This window comes from Litorilituus sediminis (assembly GCF_004295665.1).
Lineage (GTDB): Bacteria > Pseudomonadota > Gammaproteobacteria > Enterobacterales > Alteromonadaceae > Colwellia > Colwellia sediminis.
Genome location: NZ_CP034759.1, coordinates 423,299 through 439,581 on the forward strand (window position 1 = coordinate 423,299; position 16,283 = coordinate 439,581).

The 16,283-nt window shown below is 36.7% G+C and carries 19 protein-coding genes and 1 tRNA gene; 12 read left to right on the forward strand and 8 right to left on the reverse strand.

Going from position 1 to position 16,283, the window contains the following annotated elements:
• Positions 1-61 precede the first annotated feature (61 nt).
• The 3 genes from EMK97_RS01905 to pyrF all read left to right on the forward strand — a co-directional run bounded on the left by EMK97_RS01905 (position 62) and on the right by pyrF (position 2,265).
• Entirely contained in the window at positions 62-307 is a 246-nt protein-coding gene (locus EMK97_RS01905) for a lipopolysaccharide assembly protein LapA domain-containing protein (protein WP_246028854.1), read from the forward strand.
• Between the two features lie 11 nt (positions 308-318).
• Positions 319-1,488: a lipopolysaccharide assembly protein LapB gene (gene lapB, locus EMK97_RS01910; protein WP_130598932.1), complete on the forward strand. Its 1,170-nt coding sequence runs from the start codon at positions 319-321 to the stop codon at positions 1,486-1,488.
• Between the two features lie 78 nt (positions 1,489-1,566).
• Positions 1,567-2,265 carry an orotidine-5'-phosphate decarboxylase gene (gene pyrF, locus EMK97_RS01915; protein ID WP_130598934.1) on the forward strand — a complete coding sequence of 233 codons (699 nt, stop codon included), beginning with the start codon at positions 1,567-1,569 and terminating at the stop codon, positions 2,263-2,265.
• 98 nt (positions 2,266-2,363) lie between these two features.
• Here pyrF and gap read toward each other — a convergent pair whose 3' ends face one another.
• Entirely contained in the window at positions 2,364-3,368 is a 1,005-nt protein-coding gene (gene gap / locus EMK97_RS01920) for a type I glyceraldehyde-3-phosphate dehydrogenase (protein ID WP_130598936.1), read from the reverse strand.
• Between the two features lie 253 nt (positions 3,369-3,621).
• Here gap and gndA point away from each other — a divergent pair, with 253 nt between their 5' ends.
• Positions 3,622-5,154, forward strand: a complete 1,533-nt coding sequence (gene gndA / locus EMK97_RS01925; protein ID WP_130598938.1) for an NADP-dependent phosphogluconate dehydrogenase — start codon at positions 3,622-3,624, stop codon at positions 5,152-5,154.
• Between the two features lie 5 nt (positions 5,155-5,159).
• The gene (msrB, locus tag EMK97_RS01930) at positions 5,160-5,534 is read left to right on the forward strand and encodes a peptide-methionine (R)-S-oxide reductase MsrB (RefSeq protein ID WP_130598940.1); all 375 of its coding nucleotides are present in this window, start codon (positions 5,160-5,162) and stop codon (positions 5,532-5,534) included.
• On the opposite strand, the gene EMK97_RS01935 is transcribed toward msrB, so the two are convergent.
• Positions 5,531-6,337, reverse strand: a complete 807-nt coding sequence (locus EMK97_RS01935) for a DUF2989 domain-containing protein (RefSeq protein WP_130598942.1) — start codon at positions 6,335-6,337, stop codon at positions 5,531-5,533. The two genes, msrB and EMK97_RS01935, sit on opposite strands and share 4 nt — an antisense overlap.
• A 166-nt stretch (positions 6,338-6,503) precedes the next feature.
• Between EMK97_RS01935 and EMK97_RS01940 the strand changes: the two genes are divergently transcribed.
• Both EMK97_RS01940 and EMK97_RS01945 read left to right on the forward strand, forming a co-directional pair.
• Positions 6,504-7,955, forward strand: a complete 1,452-nt coding sequence (locus EMK97_RS01940; RefSeq protein ID WP_130598944.1) for a glyceraldehyde-3-phosphate dehydrogenase — start codon at positions 6,504-6,506, stop codon at positions 7,953-7,955.
• 164 nt (positions 7,956-8,119) lie between these two features.
• Positions 8,120-8,323, forward strand: a complete 204-nt coding sequence (locus tag EMK97_RS01945; RefSeq protein ID WP_130598946.1) for a putative motility protein — start codon at positions 8,120-8,122, stop codon at positions 8,321-8,323.
• Here the strand turns inward: EMK97_RS01945 and EMK97_RS01950 are convergent.
• From EMK97_RS01950 to EMK97_RS01975, 6 genes are all read right to left on the reverse strand, one after another.
• Positions 8,320-8,652, reverse strand: coding sequence for a TusE/DsrC/DsvC family sulfur relay protein (locus EMK97_RS01950; RefSeq protein WP_130598948.1), 333 nt, complete (start codon positions 8,650-8,652; stop codon positions 8,320-8,322). The genes EMK97_RS01945 and EMK97_RS01950 overlap by 4 nt on opposite strands.
• Positions 8,643-8,936 carry a sulfurtransferase complex subunit TusB gene (tusB, locus tag EMK97_RS01955; RefSeq protein WP_130598950.1) on the reverse strand — a complete coding sequence of 98 codons (294 nt, stop codon included), beginning with the start codon at positions 8,934-8,936 and terminating at the stop codon, positions 8,643-8,645. The genes EMK97_RS01950 and tusB overlap by 10 nt, the downstream gene beginning before the upstream one ends.
• A gap of 4 nt (positions 8,937-8,940) precedes the next feature.
• Complete coding sequence (gene tusC, locus EMK97_RS01960; protein ID WP_130598952.1) at positions 8,941-9,297, reverse strand: sulfurtransferase complex subunit TusC; 357 nt, start codon at positions 9,295-9,297, stop codon at positions 8,941-8,943.
• A 16-nt stretch (positions 9,298-9,313) separates the two neighbouring features.
• Complete coding sequence (gene tusD / locus EMK97_RS01965; protein WP_130598954.1) at positions 9,314-9,691, reverse strand: sulfurtransferase complex subunit TusD; 378 nt, start codon at positions 9,689-9,691, stop codon at positions 9,314-9,316.
• A gap of 95 nt (positions 9,692-9,786) precedes the next feature.
• Entirely contained in the window at positions 9,787-10,455 is a 669-nt protein-coding gene (locus EMK97_RS01970; protein ID WP_211342260.1) for a Bax inhibitor-1/YccA family protein, read from the reverse strand.
• Between the two features lie 230 nt (positions 10,456-10,685).
• Positions 10,686-11,300 carry a DNA-3-methyladenine glycosylase I gene (locus EMK97_RS01975; RefSeq protein ID WP_130598956.1) on the reverse strand — a complete coding sequence of 205 codons (615 nt, stop codon included), beginning with the start codon at positions 11,298-11,300 and terminating at the stop codon, positions 10,686-10,688.
• Between the two features lie 177 nt (positions 11,301-11,477).
• On the opposite strand from EMK97_RS01975, the gene EMK97_RS01980 reads away from it, so the two are divergent.
• The 5 genes from EMK97_RS01980 to EMK97_RS02005 all read left to right on the forward strand — a co-directional run bounded on the left by EMK97_RS01980 (position 11,478) and on the right by EMK97_RS02005 (position 16,263).
• Positions 11,478-11,568 (forward strand) — tRNA-Ser (locus tag EMK97_RS01980).
• A gap of 159 nt (positions 11,569-11,727) precedes the next feature.
• Positions 11,728-12,489: an IS5 family transposase gene (locus tag EMK97_RS01985; protein ID WP_130598256.1), complete on the forward strand. Its 762-nt coding sequence runs from the start codon at positions 11,728-11,730 to the stop codon at positions 12,487-12,489.
• 353 nt (positions 12,490-12,842) lie between these two features.
• The gene (locus tag EMK97_RS01995) at positions 12,843-13,766 is read left to right on the forward strand and encodes a hypothetical protein (protein ID WP_130598958.1); all 924 of its coding nucleotides are present in this window, start codon (positions 12,843-12,845) and stop codon (positions 13,764-13,766) included.
• On the forward strand, positions 13,766-14,227 hold the full coding sequence (locus EMK97_RS02000; protein WP_130598960.1) for a hypothetical protein: 462 nt from the start codon (positions 13,766-13,768) through the stop codon (positions 14,225-14,227). Before EMK97_RS01995 ends, EMK97_RS02000 begins: the two co-directional genes overlap by 1 nt.
• A 2-nt stretch (positions 14,228-14,229) precedes the next feature.
• Positions 14,230-16,263: a hypothetical protein gene (locus tag EMK97_RS02005; protein WP_130598962.1), complete on the forward strand. Its 2,034-nt coding sequence runs from the start codon at positions 14,230-14,232 to the stop codon at positions 16,261-16,263.
• Positions 16,264-16,283: the final 20 nt, after the last annotated feature.

The window sequence follows — 16,283 nt, forward strand, 5'->3', positions numbered from 1 at the left end:
AACGGCGTGCATATTTGTACGCCGTTTTTTTATTTAAATTCAACAAATAAGGTAATATAACGTGAGACTATATATCACATTATTTTTGATTATCGTGTTAATCGCCATTGCATTTATTTTCGGCAGTCAGAATGAGCAAATGTTAACGTTAAATTACCTGATTGCTCGCAGTGAAATGACGGTTGCCGCAGCAGTTAGTCTATTTACCGGCATAGGCTTTGTATTAGGCTTACTGATCACGATTTTATGGCGACTTATTCGCAAAGGCAAAAAAGCGATTGCCAATAAACAAATTCAAGAACAATAAATACCAACTCCATGATTGAATTACTTTTTTTACTTTTACCTGTTGCCATGGCCTATGGTTGGTTTATGGGGCGTAATAGTGTTAAGCAAAATCAGCAAACGGCAAAGCAAGATTTATCAATTAAGTATTCAACAGGATTAAACTATTTACTTTCTAATCAAGAAGATAAAGCTATAGACTCATTACTTGATGCCTTAAAAGTAGAAGATGATAGCGTAGAAGCGCATTTTGCTATGGCAAACTTATTTCGCAAACGCGGTGAGTTAGACCGAGCATTAAAAGTGCATGAGCATCTAGTAAGATTAGGGCACTTACCAACGAAAGATAAGCAACAAGCAGTATATGAATTAGGCAAAGATTTTTTAAGCGCTGGTTTATATGATCGGGCAGAAAAAATGTTTTCTAAACTTTTAAAGTCGAAAACGTATGGCTTAAAGTCATTAACATTTTTACTGCAAATATATCAATCAACCAAAGATTGGCAGCAAGGTTTAACACATAAAAAGCTGGCACTTAAACTTGCCGACAAACGCATTTTACACACCCTAGCAAATTTTTACTGTGAACTGGCAACCTCAGCATTTGAGCAAGACAAGTATCGAGAAGTCATTGAGTTGTTAGAAGAGGCATTAATTTTAGATCCCAACTCGTGTCGGGCAAATTGGCTCATGGCTAAGATCTATGAAAATCATCAGCAATGTCATCAAGCGGCGCAATGTTATCAAGATATTTATCATCAAGATAAAGAGTTTTTCCCAGATGTTATTGAGCCAATGTTTGTTTGTTACCAAAAACTTGATGCCGAAGATGAGTTTTACAAGTTTATTAAAAAAGTTTATGACGAAACAGCAAGTTCAAGTGCATTAATTTGTTATTTAACTTATGTCAGTCAACAACATGGTGATGGTAAAGCAAAAGAATTTATTTTAACTGCGTTAAAGCGAAGACCAACTATTCGCGGTTTTCAACACTTTGTCAAAATGCAAATGAAACAATCTGATGACGTTGTTAACAATACAAGTTTAGATTTAATTAAAGAATTAATTAGTGAATATATCAATATAAAACATAGGTATAGTTGCCGAAGTTGCGGTTTTAATAGCTCGACTCATTATTGGTCATGTCCTTCTTGTCATGAGTGGGAGCAGTTAAAACCAGTACGTGGCCTAGAAGGTGAATAAACACCAATAGCAACTATATTTAATTAAGCTTATAAACAGCTACGGCTGTTTGAAAGAAATAAAGAATAGGAAAAATACATGAACGATCCAAAAGTTGTTGTCGCATTAGACTTTGATAAAAAAGCAGACGCTTTATCTTTCGTTGATAAAATTGAACCAAGTGATGCTCGTCTCAAAGTAGGCAAGGAGATGTTTACTTATTTCGGGCCTGAGTTTGTAAAGCAATTAACAGGTAAGGGCTTTGATGTTTTTTTAGATTTAAAATTTCACGATATTCCAAATACAGTCGCTAAAGCTGTTACTGCAGCAGCTGATCTTGGTGTGTGGATGGTTAACGTTCACGCCAGTGGCGGTGAACAAATGATGGTTAAATCGCGTGAAGCGCTAAGTCAATTTGGTGACGATGCGCCATTACTGATTGCTGTCACGGTTTTAACCAGTATGGGTCAAGAAGATTTAAACGGGCTAGGGATAGCAAAAACACCGGCTGAGCAAGTTATGTCATTGGCAAGTCTTACACAAAAAAGTGGCTTAGACGGGGTTGTTTGTTCTGCTTGGGAAGCTGAGCAGCTTAAAACAAACTTTGGCAAAGATTTTAAATTAATTACGCCAGGCATTCGTCCTGCTGGAGCAAGTACTGATGATCAAAAGCGCATCATGACGCCAGAGCAAGCTATAAATGTTGGTGTAGACTACTTAGTGATTGGTCGACCAATTACTAAGGCTGCTGATCCACAAAGTGTACTTCAACAAATTAACTTATCCATTAAGAGCTAACTGGTATTAGCTATTAATTGCAATTAATATTCCCGATCACAAAAAAGGGTTAAGCTTTCGCTTAACCCTTTTTATTTGATGAAATTTAATTACAAAATTTATTTTTCGTATTGGTGAACATAGGCTACTAAATCAAGCACCTTGTTTGAATAACCGATTTCATTATCATACCAAGATACCACTTTAACGAAAGTATCTGTTAATGAAATACCAGCTTTGGCATCAAATACTGAAGTACAGGTTTCACCAATAAAGTCATTAGAAACAACAGCATCTTCTGTGTAACCAAGTACGCCGTTTAACTCACCTTCAGCAGCAGCACTCATTGCCTGACAAATTTCATCATAACTTGCTGGTTTTTTCAGGTTTACTGTTAAATCAACCACAGATACATCTGGGGTAGGTACACGAAATGCCATACCTGTTAATTTGCCATTTAACTCAGGAATGACTTTACCTACCGCTTTAGCAGCACCAGTTGAAGATGGAATGATATTTTGACCTGCACCTCGGCCACCACGCCAATCTTTTGCAGATGGGCTATCAACCGTTTTTTGTGTCGCGGTTGTTGCATGTACAGTCGTCATTAAGCCGTCTGCAATACCCCAGTTGTCGTTAAGTACTTTGGCGATTGGCGCTAAACAGTTTGTTGTACAGGAAGCGTTTGAAACTATATCTTGGCCGGCATATTCTTCAAGGTTTACACCACAGACAAACATAGGTGTATCATCTTTAGAAGGAGCTGAAAGTACCACTTGTTTTGCACCAGCTTCTATGTGTTTACGTGCAGTTTCATCTGTTAAGAATAAACCGGTTGATTCAACCACTACGTCAACATCAATATCATCCCACTTTAAATTCGCAGGGTTGCGCTCAGCAGTAACACGTACAGGCTTACCGTTTACCACTAAGGTATCGCCTTCAACATCAACAGTACCTTTAAAGCGACCATGTGTTGAGTCATATTTCAACATATAAGCCATATATTCAATATCAATAAGATCGTTAATACCTACTACTTCAATATCATCACGTTCAGTAGCAGCTCTAAATACAAAACGACCAATACGGCCAAAACCGTTAATTCCAACTTTAATCTTCATGGGAGAACCTCTTAACTTTTATATGTAGTAAAATTACATCATTTTAAAAATAATTCAAGTTAAAGATGATTTTTACTAACATAAATTTAATTTTAGTCAGTTATTTTTGTAATTTTACTAAATAATTGCTTTTTAAGTGCAGAAAACTTGTTTTTTTGAACGATACTTTTGAAATTGCATGTTAGAATAGCGCGCAAATAATCATAATAAAAAAATAACTAACATCACTCTCGACCTTAGAAAGGAAAGATTTATGACGCAAGATAAAGTTTTATGTGACATTGGCTTTATTGGTTTAGGCGTAATGGGTAAAAACCTCGTATTAAACTTAGCAGATAATGGCTTTAATATTGCCGCTTTTGATTTATCTGATGAGAAGGTTCAGTCGGCAATAGCACAAGATGAACTGGAAAACACCACTGGCAAGCAGCGAGTTTTTGGCTGCTCTTCATACACCGAATTATTATCTCAGCTAAAGGCACCGCATCTTATTGTACTTAGTGTTCCAGCCGGTAGCCCTGTAGACCAAGTCTGTGAAAACCTCATTGGTGCAGGCATACAGCCAGACGATATTATTATTGATACGGGTAATAGCTTGTGGGTAGATACCGTAGCAAGAGAAGAAAAATACAAAAGTAACTTCTTATTATTTTCTTCAGCAGTATCTGGTGGTGAAGTGGGGGCTCGATTTGGTCCTTCATTAATGCCAAGTGGCTCACCTTATGCTTGGGCGAGAGTTAAACCTATTTGGGAAGCGATTGCAGCGAAAGTAGATGCGACAACAGGTAAGCCGTTAGAACGTACCAATCCTGGTGAAATCATTGAAGAAGGTGAGCCTTGTGCTGCATACATAGGCCCAGCAGGTGCTGGCCATTACGTGAAAATGGTCCATAACGGCATTGAATATGCTGATATGCAAATTATTTGTGAAGCCTATCATGTACTCAGATCAGGCTTAGGTTTATCTACCCTAGAAATTGCTGATATTTTTGAAAAGTGGAATAGCGGCCCGCTAGATAGTTACTTGATGGAGATCTCTGTTGAGGTATTACGCCAAGATTGTTCTGATACTAACACGCCTTTAGTTGATTTAATTCTCGATAAAGCAGGACAAAAAGGCACAGGTTTATGGACAGCCATGAGCAGTTTAGAAGTTGGTTGCCCTGCACCAACCATTGCACAAGCTGTGTACGCCCGTTCAATATCATCATTTAAAGCGTTAAGAGTTGAAGCAAGTACACAATTAAATGGACCTGTTGTTACAGAGCTTAGTGCAGAAGAAAAAGCACAACAAATCGAACAGCTACATGATGCGATATACTGCGCTAAAATTTGTGCCTATGCTCAAGGCTTTCAACTAATGAAGTTAGCGGCTAAAGAACATGGCTGGACATTAGACTTTGCTAGTATTGCTAAGATTTGGCGCGCTGGTTGTATCATTCGTGCGGTATTTTTACAGTCGATCACAGAAGCCTTTGAGCGTAATGAAACGTTAGAGAACTTATTGTTAGATAGGTTCTTTATTGAACAACTAAATGAGCGTCAATTGAATTGGCGTAAATCAATTTGTTCTGCCACAATGCAAGGTATACCAACAGGAGCGTTATCATCAGCACTTGCTTATTATGACTCGGTGAGAACAGAAGTGTTACCAGCAAACTTATTGCAAGCACAGCGTGACTTCTTTGGTGCGCACACCTTTGAGCGTGTTGATAAACCAGCAGGTAAGAAGTTTCATGTTGAATGGTCTGATGAAAAACGCCAAACAATTCAAATTGATGGTTAGTTAAATTGCACGACGACGATTATAAAGACAAGTTAAGTGAAGCGGCATATCGAGTATGCCGTTTAGCTGCTACTGAGCAACCGTTTACTGGTGAGTATAACGATCATTGGTTAGCGGGTGATTATCTTTGTGTTTGCTGTGAAAGGCTACTATTTTCTAGCAGGCACAAATTTAATGCCGGCTGTGGCTGGCCTAGTTTTTATCAAAGTGCTGATAGCGCGATAGAATATCGCCAAGATAGCTCACATAATATGGTTCGTACAGAAGTGCGCTGCGCTAACTGTCAATCCCATTTAGGTCATGTCTTTGATGATGGTCCACAGCCCACGGGCAAACGCTACTGTATCAACTCCGTTAGTTTACTTTTCAAAGCGAGCTAAAACTTTGGAGCAGTAAACTTACCATCATAGATTTTATCCAGTGTGCTATCAGCAACCTTATCTAGAAAGTCACCATTTAAGCCATATTGCTCTTTATAAAGATTGAGGGATTGCTCGGCAATCTCTCTTTCTTTTCTGTCCGTTTCTACTTCCTGGTAAATCTTCAACCAAATATAGGCTTGCTCATACTTTTCTTTATTAGTAAAAATCGTGGTTAGTGTTTGAAATATTTCCGGATCAAGTACTGTGCCTGGCTCATATAATTCAAGTGCATGAAATAACAAAGCTAATGTTTTTTTAATGTCTCGTTTTACATAATGCGTTGCTAAGTGATATTGCGCGGTGGTATTTTCTAGCATACTGCTGCCTTCCATCTTCAAAAACTTTTCTAAGGCAACGGTGTCGGTATATCTAGTCCAGTGATAAAACAAAAGGTGAGGGTGCTCAGAAGTCGCTGTTTCATCTGATAATTCAGCTAATGCAGCTTTCGCTTTGAGTAAATTATTGGTTCGGTAAGTTTTCTTTTCTTTGAGTTTTCGATGCTCAATTTGTGAAGCTAAACTCATACATTTTATATAGTCTTCATAGGCAACCAATAAATGAAATTTATGCACATCCTGCGCTTTTTCTTTTAAATCTAATCGCGCAAAGGCAACATTGATTCGCTCAGCTTTACACCAACTGTCTTGAGTAAACTCTGAACAAATATCTTCATGTTCTTGACAAAGATCAGCCAAACTTTTGCTGTTATCACAGCCAATTAAACATAAAGGTAAAACTAGAGCAAAAATGATGGTTTTCATTCGACAATCTTTTTACAAAATTCATTAAAAATAATCATGTAATCTATGGAGAAATATTTCACACTACATTACAATACGCAGGATTTTAAAGCACCCGCTATTATTATACAGTTTACTCACTAATAATAGACTATCGTTCAATTGACTGACATAAAAGGTTCAAGCAATGACATCTCATCTTGAGGAAAAATATCAAGCAAGCTGGCAAGAGCGTCAAACGTTCGCTGAAAATATGCAACCAATCATAGGACAATTATTCAGAAATAAAGGTATCGAAATTTCTGTTTACGGTCGTCCGCTATTAAATGCTTCTCCTATTGATATCATTAAAGCGCACAAATCAGTCGCTTTACATGAAGAAAGCAAGTTACGTTTGCGTGAAAGCTTCCCATTTGTAGAAGCCCTTAGCAAAATGACTTTAGCACCAGCACGCATCGATATCGGTAAACTTGCTTATGCTTACCTTTATCAAGGTCAAGCAAATGACTTGTCAATTGAGCAATACCTAGAAAAAGAATTAACACCTGTAACACGTGAAAATATTGATCAAGAAAGCCAAGACGTTGTTCTTTACGGTTTTGGTCGTATTGGTCGTTTATTAGCTCGTCTTTTAATCGAACAAACAGGTCCTAACGCTAAGCTTAACTTACGCGCTATCGTTATTCGCCCAGCAAAAGGCGATGATGATTTAGAAAAACGTGCTAGCTTACTTCGTCGTGACTCTGTTCACGGTGCTTTTAACGGTAGCATTACGGTTGATAAAGAAAACAACGTAATTAAAGCAAATGGTGCTTTTATTAAAGTTATCTACGCTTCATCTCCATCAGAAGTTGATTACACAGCTCATGGTATTGATAATGCTCTTGTTGTTGATAACACAGGTATTTGGAGTGATGAAGAAGGTTTAGGCCAACACTTACAATCAAAAGGTGTTGCTAAAGTATTATTAACGGCTCCAGCTAAAGGTGACATTAAAAACATCGTATACGGTGTTAACCATGACATGATCTTAGCTGAAGACAAAATTGTTTCAGCAGCAAGCTGTACAACTAACGCTATCACACCTGTATTGAAAGCGATTAACGATGAGTTTGGTATTAAGAACGGTCACGTTGAAACAGTTCACTCATACACTAATGATCAAAACTTAATTGATAACTACCACAAAGCTCCACGTCGTGGTCGCAGTGCACCATTAAACATGGTAATTAGTACTACAGGTGCGGCAAAAGCTGTATCTAAAGCACTACCTGAGCTTAAAGGTTTATTAACAGGTAACGCGATTCGTGTTCCTACGCCAAACGTATCAATGGCTATCATGAACTTAAACCTTAAAAAAGCGACTGACAAAGAAGCATTAAATGATTACTTACGTAACATTTCATTAAATTCTGAGCTGCAAAATCAAGTTGATTACACAGCGTCTACTGAAATTGTTTCAACTGACTTAGTTGGTTCACGTTACGCAGGTGTTGTTGATTCACAAGCAACTATCGTAGATGCTGATCGCGCTGTATTATACGTATGGTACGATAACGAATTTGGTTATAGCTGTCAGGTTGTTCGCGTAATGCTTGAAATGGCTGGCATCACAGTACCAACATTACCGGCAAACTAATTAAATAGTTTATTTAGTTAATTAGCTATTTAAAACGCTCACTTTTGGTGAGCGTTTTTGTTTATGATCAACTATAAATATTAAAGCAACTATAAATACTAAAGGTTTAGCAGTGCTTGCCGATACAAAGCCAGTAGTAAAAATAAATTGATTGTGAGTAGCCGATGTCATTAATAATTAACGAACAAACCCCAAGTGTTGCCAATGAGCAATCACCTGGCCAACAAGCGATAACCGCTAAGTTAGCGAAATCACATCAAGAAATTCAGGGACAAATGGCGTTAGAGTTAATTCAGTCAGCAGATATTAATGTCACAACACCATCTTTACCTGCCAACCTTGGCAATAGCATCAATATAAAAGTCTAAATACACCTAGCAGGCTTAGGTAGCCCTGCATATTTAGTTGCTTGCTTGGCAGGGCCTTCAGGAAATAATCGGTATAGGTAACGGCTGCTTGATTTTTCTTCACCAAATTCAGCCTTCATCGCTTTTGTTAGTGCGCGAATAGCCGGTGAAGTGTTGTAGGTTAAATAAAACTCACGAACAAAATTAATCACTTCCCAATGCGCAGGGGTTAATGCAAAATCATCGGCCTTTGCCATAATTACTGCCAATTCTGGCTGCCATAGGGTGTGATCTAGTAGGTAGCCTTGCTTATCGGTTTCTATTTCTTGGTTATTGAAAATTATTGCCATGTCATTGTTCTATCTAATTGAAAGGTTAATTGCACCAGGTCGTTATTGGAGATTGCCTCAATTGAGTTTGGAATTGCAATTGCACGTGCGCTGGCATGGTGCGCCATTACTTTAACTTCAAGGCCTGGTAATTGGCTTTGCGTATTCATGAGCGCAGGGTGGTTTACATTATAACTGCCGTCATCTATGAAAACTAATACATCACTTTCACAAATAATATCTAAGCATTGCTGTAATTCATTACTTTGAAAGCCACTGTTGCGCACAATATGTAAAATTGCCATATCATTAAAACCTTAATATTGTTTTGTGTTCATTAAGCTTTGCGGCAAAGGTTTCACTGCCTAACACTTCTACACCGTCAATATGAAAATCATTGCTCATACTACGTTGTGATAAAGAAGTATCACACACATAGATATGTTCAATGTCGTAAAAGTCAAAGGCGGCGAAGGTTTTTAGATAATCTTTAATGGAAATTAGGCTAGCATCTTGTTCAGCTTTTAGCTGAAATACACCATCGCCTTGAAAAAACAACGAGACACCTTGCTCATAAGAGGCGAATATCAGCGCAATATCAAGGGCTTCTTTACCTGAGCTGCTACCGAAGGGAGCTTTACTGTTTACTATGGCTAATTCATTCATCGTGGTTAACTTGCTATTAAAATTGGATTAATCGATCAGCTGAGCTGGTTAACTCTACAAGTTCACCTAAGCCAGAGACGATAAAAGCACTATTAAGATTGTTCACTCTATCTGATGGTGTGTCATCGCAATAAATTCCGTGCTTATCTGCTGCCGTAACACATAAATGTAATGGCAGTGCGTATTCTTTGTTGAGTCTTAGCCAGTGTTTCACTGCTTGAAACTCATCACTGGCAATCTCTACATTGGCATTAGCGTGTAGAACACCTTGTTGATAGAAAAATACACCTATAAGCTCAACACCTTGTTTTAAGGCGGCCTCAACATACTCAATAGCACTAACCGTTAAGTTAGAGTGAGGAGGGGTAGTCACCATTACCGCTAATCTTTTCACAAACTTACCTATAAATTTTACGCAAAAAAAAGCCCCGTTTTCACGAGGCTTTTTATTATATCATAAGGTGGATTGCTTAATAGCTTTGCAGCAAATTAATCATCACCATTAAATACACCTAATAAGTGAAGTAGGTGTACGAAGATGTTGTAAATATTTAAGTATAAAGAAATAGTCGCGCGAATATAGTTACGCTCACCACCATTAATTATACGGCTAGTATCAAACAAGATTAAGCCAGACATTACCATAATAACTGCAGCGCTAATTGCTAAAGACAAAGCAGGAATTTGGAAGAAGATATTCGCTAAGCTCGCTACCAATACTACGATTAAGCCAACCATTAAGAAGCCACCCATAAATGAGAAGTCTTTCTTACTTGTTAGGGCATAACCTGAAAGCGCGAAGAATATTAATGCAGTACCGCCAAGTGCTTGCATAATTAAAGCACCGCCATTAGGCATAGCAGCATAAACATTCAGCATTGGACCTAAAGAGGCACCCATTAAGCCAGTAAACGCAAATATCCAGTAAATACCACTTGCTGAGTCGGCTTTCTTATTAACAACGAACATTAAACCAAAAGCAACTAACATCATCACAAGCGCTGCCATGTGCGATAAATTCATCGCCATAGATATACCAGCGGTTACGGCACTAAAAGCTAGCGTCATTGATAATAACATATAGGTATTTTTCAATACCTTATTAATTTCAATAGCAGAGCTTTGACTTGCTGTTTGAAAATTCATATTAGATTGCATAATCTTTCCTTTAAAAATTATTATACTTCTTAGATAAGGTCATTTTCGTTAAGTTCAAGGTTTAATTGATACTTAGCTAAATAACCAACTCTGTGACATATTATGGCACGGTGTTTTTGAAATTACTACGTATAAACCTAGCCAATTTAAGCTATATTTTGTGTTTATTTGTAACTAATACAAATAATACTAAAACAAAAGTTATTAAAAATTAAATATTTATTAAACCTCTATATTTGTTGCCAAGCTAAGCCTAGTGATTCATAACTATCAATGATTTCTTGTTTACGATAACAATCATTACTGTGATCGTTAATTAAGCCTGCTGCCTGCAGGTGAGCATAAATTGTTGTCGAACCAACAAATTTAAAACCACGCTTTTTCAAATCTTTACTTAGGGCATCTGATACATGGTTAGTAGCAGGGTAGTCTTCAAGGTTATCAATATTGCTTACCTGAACTTTGTTATCAACAAATGCCCATATGTATTTCACAAAACTGCCAAATTCTTGTTGAATAGCAATAAATTGCTTAGCGTTATTGACAGTTGCAGCTATTTTTCCTTTATGGCGAATAATACCGGTATCTTCTACTAAGCGTGCTTCATCTTCTGGCGTAAATGCTGCTACCTTGTTTACATCAAAATTAGCAAAGGCTTTTCGATAACCTTCGCGACGTTTCAAAATGGTATACCAACTTAATCCTGCCTGGGCAGATTCAAGTACCAAGTATTCAAACATTTTATTGTCATCTAATACTGGCACGCCCCATTCTTTATCATGGTAGTCAACATAATCTGCTTTTGAGGTATCTAACCAAGGGCAGCGACAACTATTTTTTTCCATTTTTTATTCCTTAAAAGGCCAAGAATTGTTTGAATTCAAAGCAAGTTGTTTAATTTAATAGCAAATAAACATAAAACCACAAAAATTAGTGAAATAGTGCTTTACAAGCTTTTATAGAGACTTTAATATTCGCCTCGTTCTCAAGCAAGCATTGTTTACAACTTACTTGAAACGATTGGTGAGATGGCTGAGTGGTCGAAAGCACTGGTCTTGAAAACCAGCAAGGGTTTGTAGCCCTTCTAGGGTTCAAATCCCTATCTCACCGCCATACAGAGAAGCCCGTTACGAAAGTAACGGGCTTTTTTCGTTCTAGTCTTTTTTTTTCTATTCATTCCTAGGGGCTGTTGATCTTTCGCGAGTGTTTTTTGAGCGGCATGGTAAAGCGTTATAATTTGCTTCGCCAAAAGTAAACTAACAACTCAATACCATGCCTAGACTAATGCTAACTGATAAGCGGTGGTTAAAGCTACTTCAAGTAATGAAGAGCACTGGCCGCATATACAACAAACCAAAACACAGAATGACGTTTGAGGGGATATTATATCGACTGAGAACAGGCATCCCGTGGCGCGATTTACCAACAGAGTTTGGCGGCTGGAGTAGCATTTATCGTCGCTTTAATTTGTGGTCGAAGAAAGGCTTATTGAATATGCTATTCAATGAGTTAGCCAAACTTTCAGATTATGATTGGGTCTTTCTTGATGGTTCTATAGTTCGAGCACACCAACACAGTACAGGGGCTGCTACTGACAATTCTGAACAAATAGGAAAAAGTCGAGGGGGAAATTCAACTAAAATTCACTTGGCAGTGGATAGTGGTGGTTTGCCAATTTGCTTTGAGCTATCAGAAGGTCAACGACACGACATCGTTCATGCAGAAAGTTTGGTAGCGCAGTTAGATGATGTAAATACCGTAGTTTGTGATAAAGGGTATGACAGTGAGCCATTTCGCAAATTTGTTCGAGAGCTGGGCGGGGTAACGGTTATTGCCAAACGTAATTACGGACAAGACATAGATAAAACAAGCATGGATTGGTGCTTATACAAATATCGTCATTTGGTTGAAAATGCATTTGCGAGAATCAAGCATTTTAGAGCTATTTCAACGAGATATGATAAATTAGGAAGGAATTATGCCAGCATGGTATCGCTGGCATTTATGTTAATGTGGCTACCGATGTACTGCTGAACAAGATATGTACAGCAAAGATCAACAACCCCTAGCAATTAGTTTAACTATTTCTCAAAAAGAACATTTCAGAACTTTATAAATACGCACTGTAATGGCGTGTAATGTTCATTGCAAAAATACTATGCCATAGTCCGCCTAATTAATTGAGTAGTTACAATTTCAATTGTTGTATTTACTTTTACTGATATAAAGGCTGTAGTAACGGTGAATTTATCTATTTACCTCAACATGATGATGAATGCCGCATTGTATCTAATACCGATCTTCATATTTGTTGTCATCATAAAATCTGCATGGTTTAAAGGTGTAATAGGTGAGTGGCAAGTTAACTTGCTCATTAAATATTAATAATGACTAAAGAATTTAAAGAAATAAACGACCCTAAGTCATGGGAGAAGTACTTTAAAACACTCTTGAAATATCATTTGGGGCAGGCAAATGTGTTTGATATTCCTGACCAAAATGAAGGTGATTGGGGAGTTGAATGTTATACTGCTTGTGGTCAAGTATTTCAGTGCTACTTTCCTGATGCACAACACTCTGTTACAAAGCTCTATGAAAAGCAGCGTGAAAAAATCAACGACGATCTAAAAAAGCTAACAATTACTAATGCAAATGTGTGGAAAGAAATTTTCATCAATCACGGTATTAAAGTTAAAAGTTGGGTACTCGCAACCCCTTTATTTAACAACAAAATGTTAGCTAAGTATATTGCTAAAAAGACTAAAGAAGTAAGAGATCTAAATTTAGATTTTATTGATGAAAATTTCCGAGTTTCAGTTCAAACTGCTGATGATTATCCTTTAGAGCAACAGCAACTTGCTAATTGTTTTACTCAGCTAAGATTAAATGTTGACGTAGTTTCTGATGATGACCTTGCTGAATGGATTAATGAAAATGTAGGTTTCTTGTCCGATTTACACCCTAAACTGGTTATTCTAGCTGAGCACGATGAAACTGAAATAAATAATCAAAAACATGTTATTTCGCATTTCTATTTAAATTATCAAAATATGTTAGATGTCTTGTCACGGGACTATCCACAAATTCATATTTCGGTTATTGATTGTGTCAACGCACGGAAAAACTCACTCAAGCAAAGAATTTCATTTCTTGGAAAACAAAAAGCTCCGTCCACTTTATTAGAAGAGCATATTGAGCAATTAGAAAAAGATTTAGAAAGTGTTGTCCCGAATATATTTGGTGGCACGCGCACTGACATGTGCTATGGAGTTATTGCCAGTTGGTTAATTGAATGCCCGTTGAGGTTTTAATGGATTTAAAACAATTAGTAACACAAAAAGAGTTTTATATAAGCAATAGAAAAGAGTTTATTTCTTGCGAATTAAGACCTGTTTGGCGAATTTCACTCTTAGTTTTGATTGTCAAGTTCGTTGGAAGAGCGAACAAAGCATCAAGAAACAAAATACATTTAGTTAACTGGGCTTTAAAAAAATCGGAACATGTGGATAGCTATATTAGTTATACGCAGCAAAGAACTAATAAACGTCCATTTATTAACTTAGATCCAGCAATGGATAAAGCAATCGATTACGCTTTGTATTCGAAACTAGTAACTGTTGATAATAACCGAGTGACTTTATCAGATGCGGGGATTGAATTAGCAAATCAATTAATGAAATTAGAGGCTTTTGAAGTAGAAAAGTCTGTTTTTAAAAGCATGAAGTCAAATTTATCAGAAGATAAAGTAACCAAAGCGTTCGAAGGGAAGTAATAATGTCATTGAGTTTAAAACGGCTAGTTGTAAAAATTAAAACTATGGGAGGAGGTCCATTTGGTTTAGATGTCGCTTTTGAAGATGGATTGGTCGTTATTCGATTAGACAACACTCATGGTAAGTCTACTTGTTTAAACTCAATTGCGTATGCTTTGGGTATGGAAAAAGGTATTGGTGCGACTAATCGATTCCCTTTTACTCCAGTAATGAATAAAGTGCTAGAATTTGAGGGCGTTAAATATGATGTTGTTAGCTCCGAGGTTTATTTACAAGTATCTAATGGAGCCTATGAATATACCTTAAGGCGAGATGTTTTTGGCTATCAAAGTAATACAGATATTATTAATGTCCAAAAAGGTGATATTGATAATTTTGTACCTGAAGTCAGTGAGAAATATTACATAAATAGAGTCAATGATACGAGTAGTGAACGTGGTTTTTATGCATGGTTTTGTTCATTTATTGGCTGGAAGTTACCTACAGTACCAAAAACTGATGGGGGGGAGAGCTTACTTTACCCTGCAACAATATTTCCACTACTTTTTGTTGAACAAAAGCGTGGATGGACAGGTATACAATCGACACTTCCCTATTATTTCAAAATAAAAGATGTACGAAAGCGAGCCATAGAGTTTATGTTAGATCTCGGTGTACATGATTTATTGGTTAAGAAACAACAACTGAAGTTTAAATACGACAAGTTATTAAATTACTGGGAACAGTGGTACTTCCAACTAAGCAATAAAGCAAAACTAATTCGAGGAGAGATTGTTGGTTTAAAGAAACAGCCACATAAAGAGTTTTCTGTTCATGCAATTGAAGTTGAAGTTAGTTACAAGAAAAGAATGATTTTGTTAGATGACTTACTTGTAAAGTACAAAGCCGATCTAGAAGCTGCAAAAGCTCAAAGAGTAAAAGAAGTAAATTCGGATTTTGATGTTAACAGAGTTAAAGAGATAATTGCTGAAAAAGAAATATTGCTGCAAGTCGAGCAAGATAATTACAATGAAGAATTGCAAAAACTTCAATTACTAGGGAGTAACCTATCAAGTTTGAAGTTACGCCTAGATTCACTCAATGAAAATAAACGAAAATATGAAGATCTTAAAAAAATTAATGAGTTAGACTCATTAAATGGCCTAAGCATAGATGAAGGAAACTGTCCTGCTTGTGAACAGCCAGTTGAAGATGCATTACTGCCGAATATCGTAGAGCATGATGTAATGTCAGCTAGTGAGAGCTTATTGTATCTAAAAAATCAACTCAAAACATTTTCATTTATATTTGACAACTCTCAATCTGAATTTGAAAAACAACAAAACGTTGTAAATGTCTCAAGAGATAGCCTATTTGAATTGAAAGCAGCAATTAGGCGTTTAAATGAAAGTATAACAGATGTATCAAAAACTAATGTTGAAGAATTTATTCGTGAAGAAGTGAAATTAGAAGAGCAAATTAAATTACTAGAAGAAGTTCGTTCTTTTAGAGAACAAGTTAAAGCTGAACTAGATGTACTTAATCGAAATATTGAGACAACGAAAACATCCATAGATAAAATACCCAGAGACGGTTTGACTCGCTTAGATCGCACTAAGCTGAAACAATTGAAGGCTCTATTGATTGAAAATGAAGTAGAGTATGGATTTAGCAGCTTTTCTCCATATGAATTAAATATATCTCATGATACTTATCTTCCTGCTATTGAAAACTACGACCTTGGTTTCGATACTTCAGCAAGTGATAGCATTAGGATTATTTGGGGCTATTTAATTAGTATGATGGAGCTGTCTCGTGAATTTGATACTAATCATCCTGGCTTATTAATTTTTGATGAGCCTCGTCAGCAGGATGCTGATCACGTAAGTTTTAGTAGCTTATTAAGACGAGCAGCTATGACTAAGAAAAATAACCAGCAGATAATTTTGGCCACATCTGAAAAAACTGATTCACTTAAAGTTGCCACCCAAAATTTAGATTTTACTTTGATTGATTTAACAGAAAGTGGTGAAAAAATAATGAGGCCATTATCTTAGTTTTAACGATTTTCTCTCAA

What these genes read in the sequence shown, in the direction of transcription:
- EMK97_RS01975 (WP_130598956.1), bottom strand. Translation starts at nt 11,300, where the DNA reads ATGGAAAAAAATAGTTGTCGCTGCCCTTGGTTAGATACCTCAAAAGCA.
- EMK97_RS01940 (WP_130598944.1), top strand. Translation starts at nt 6,504, where the DNA reads ATGACATCTCATCTTGAGGAAAAATATCAAGCAAGCTGGCAAGAGCGT.
- gap (WP_130598936.1), bottom strand. Translation starts at nt 3,368, where the DNA reads ATGAAGATTAAAGTTGGAATTAACGGTTTTGGCCGTATTGGTCGTTTT.
- EMK97_RS01995 (WP_130598958.1), top strand. Translation starts at nt 12,843, where the DNA reads ATGACTAAAGAATTTAAAGAAATAAACGACCCTAAGTCATGGGAGAAG.
- EMK97_RS01950 (WP_130598948.1), bottom strand. Translation starts at nt 8,652, where the DNA reads ATGGCAATAATTTTCAATAACCAAGAAATAGAAACCGATAAGCAAGGC.
- EMK97_RS01935 (WP_130598942.1), bottom strand. Translation starts at nt 6,337, where the DNA reads ATGAAAACCATCATTTTTGCTCTAGTTTTACCTTTATGTTTAATTGGC.
- EMK97_RS01945 (WP_130598946.1), top strand. Translation starts at nt 8,120, where the DNA reads ATGTCATTAATAATTAACGAACAAACCCCAAGTGTTGCCAATGAGCAA.
- tusC (WP_130598952.1), bottom strand. Translation starts at nt 9,297, where the DNA reads ATGAATGAATTAGCCATAGTAAACAGTAAAGCTCCCTTCGGTAGCAGC.
- lapB (WP_130598932.1), top strand. Translation starts at nt 319, where the DNA reads ATGATTGAATTACTTTTTTTACTTTTACCTGTTGCCATGGCCTATGGT.
- gndA (WP_130598938.1), top strand. Translation starts at nt 3,622, where the DNA reads ATGACGCAAGATAAAGTTTTATGTGACATTGGCTTTATTGGTTTAGGC.
- tusB (WP_130598950.1), bottom strand. Translation starts at nt 8,936, where the DNA reads ATGGCAATTTTACATATTGTGCGCAACAGTGGCTTTCAAAGTAATGAA.
- EMK97_RS01970 (WP_211342260.1), bottom strand. Translation starts at nt 10,455, where the DNA reads ATGCAATCTAATATGAATTTTCAAACAGCAAGTCAAAGCTCTGCTATT.
- EMK97_RS02005 (WP_130598962.1), top strand. Translation starts at nt 14,230, where the DNA reads ATGTCATTGAGTTTAAAACGGCTAGTTGTAAAAATTAAAACTATGGGA.
- EMK97_RS02000 (WP_130598960.1), top strand. Translation starts at nt 13,766, where the DNA reads ATGGATTTAAAACAATTAGTAACACAAAAAGAGTTTTATATAAGCAAT.
- pyrF (WP_130598934.1), top strand. Translation starts at nt 1,567, where the DNA reads ATGAACGATCCAAAAGTTGTTGTCGCATTAGACTTTGATAAAAAAGCA.
- EMK97_RS01985 (WP_130598256.1), top strand. Translation starts at nt 11,728, where the DNA reads ATGCCTAGACTAATGCTAACTGATAAGCGGTGGTTAAAGCTACTTCAA.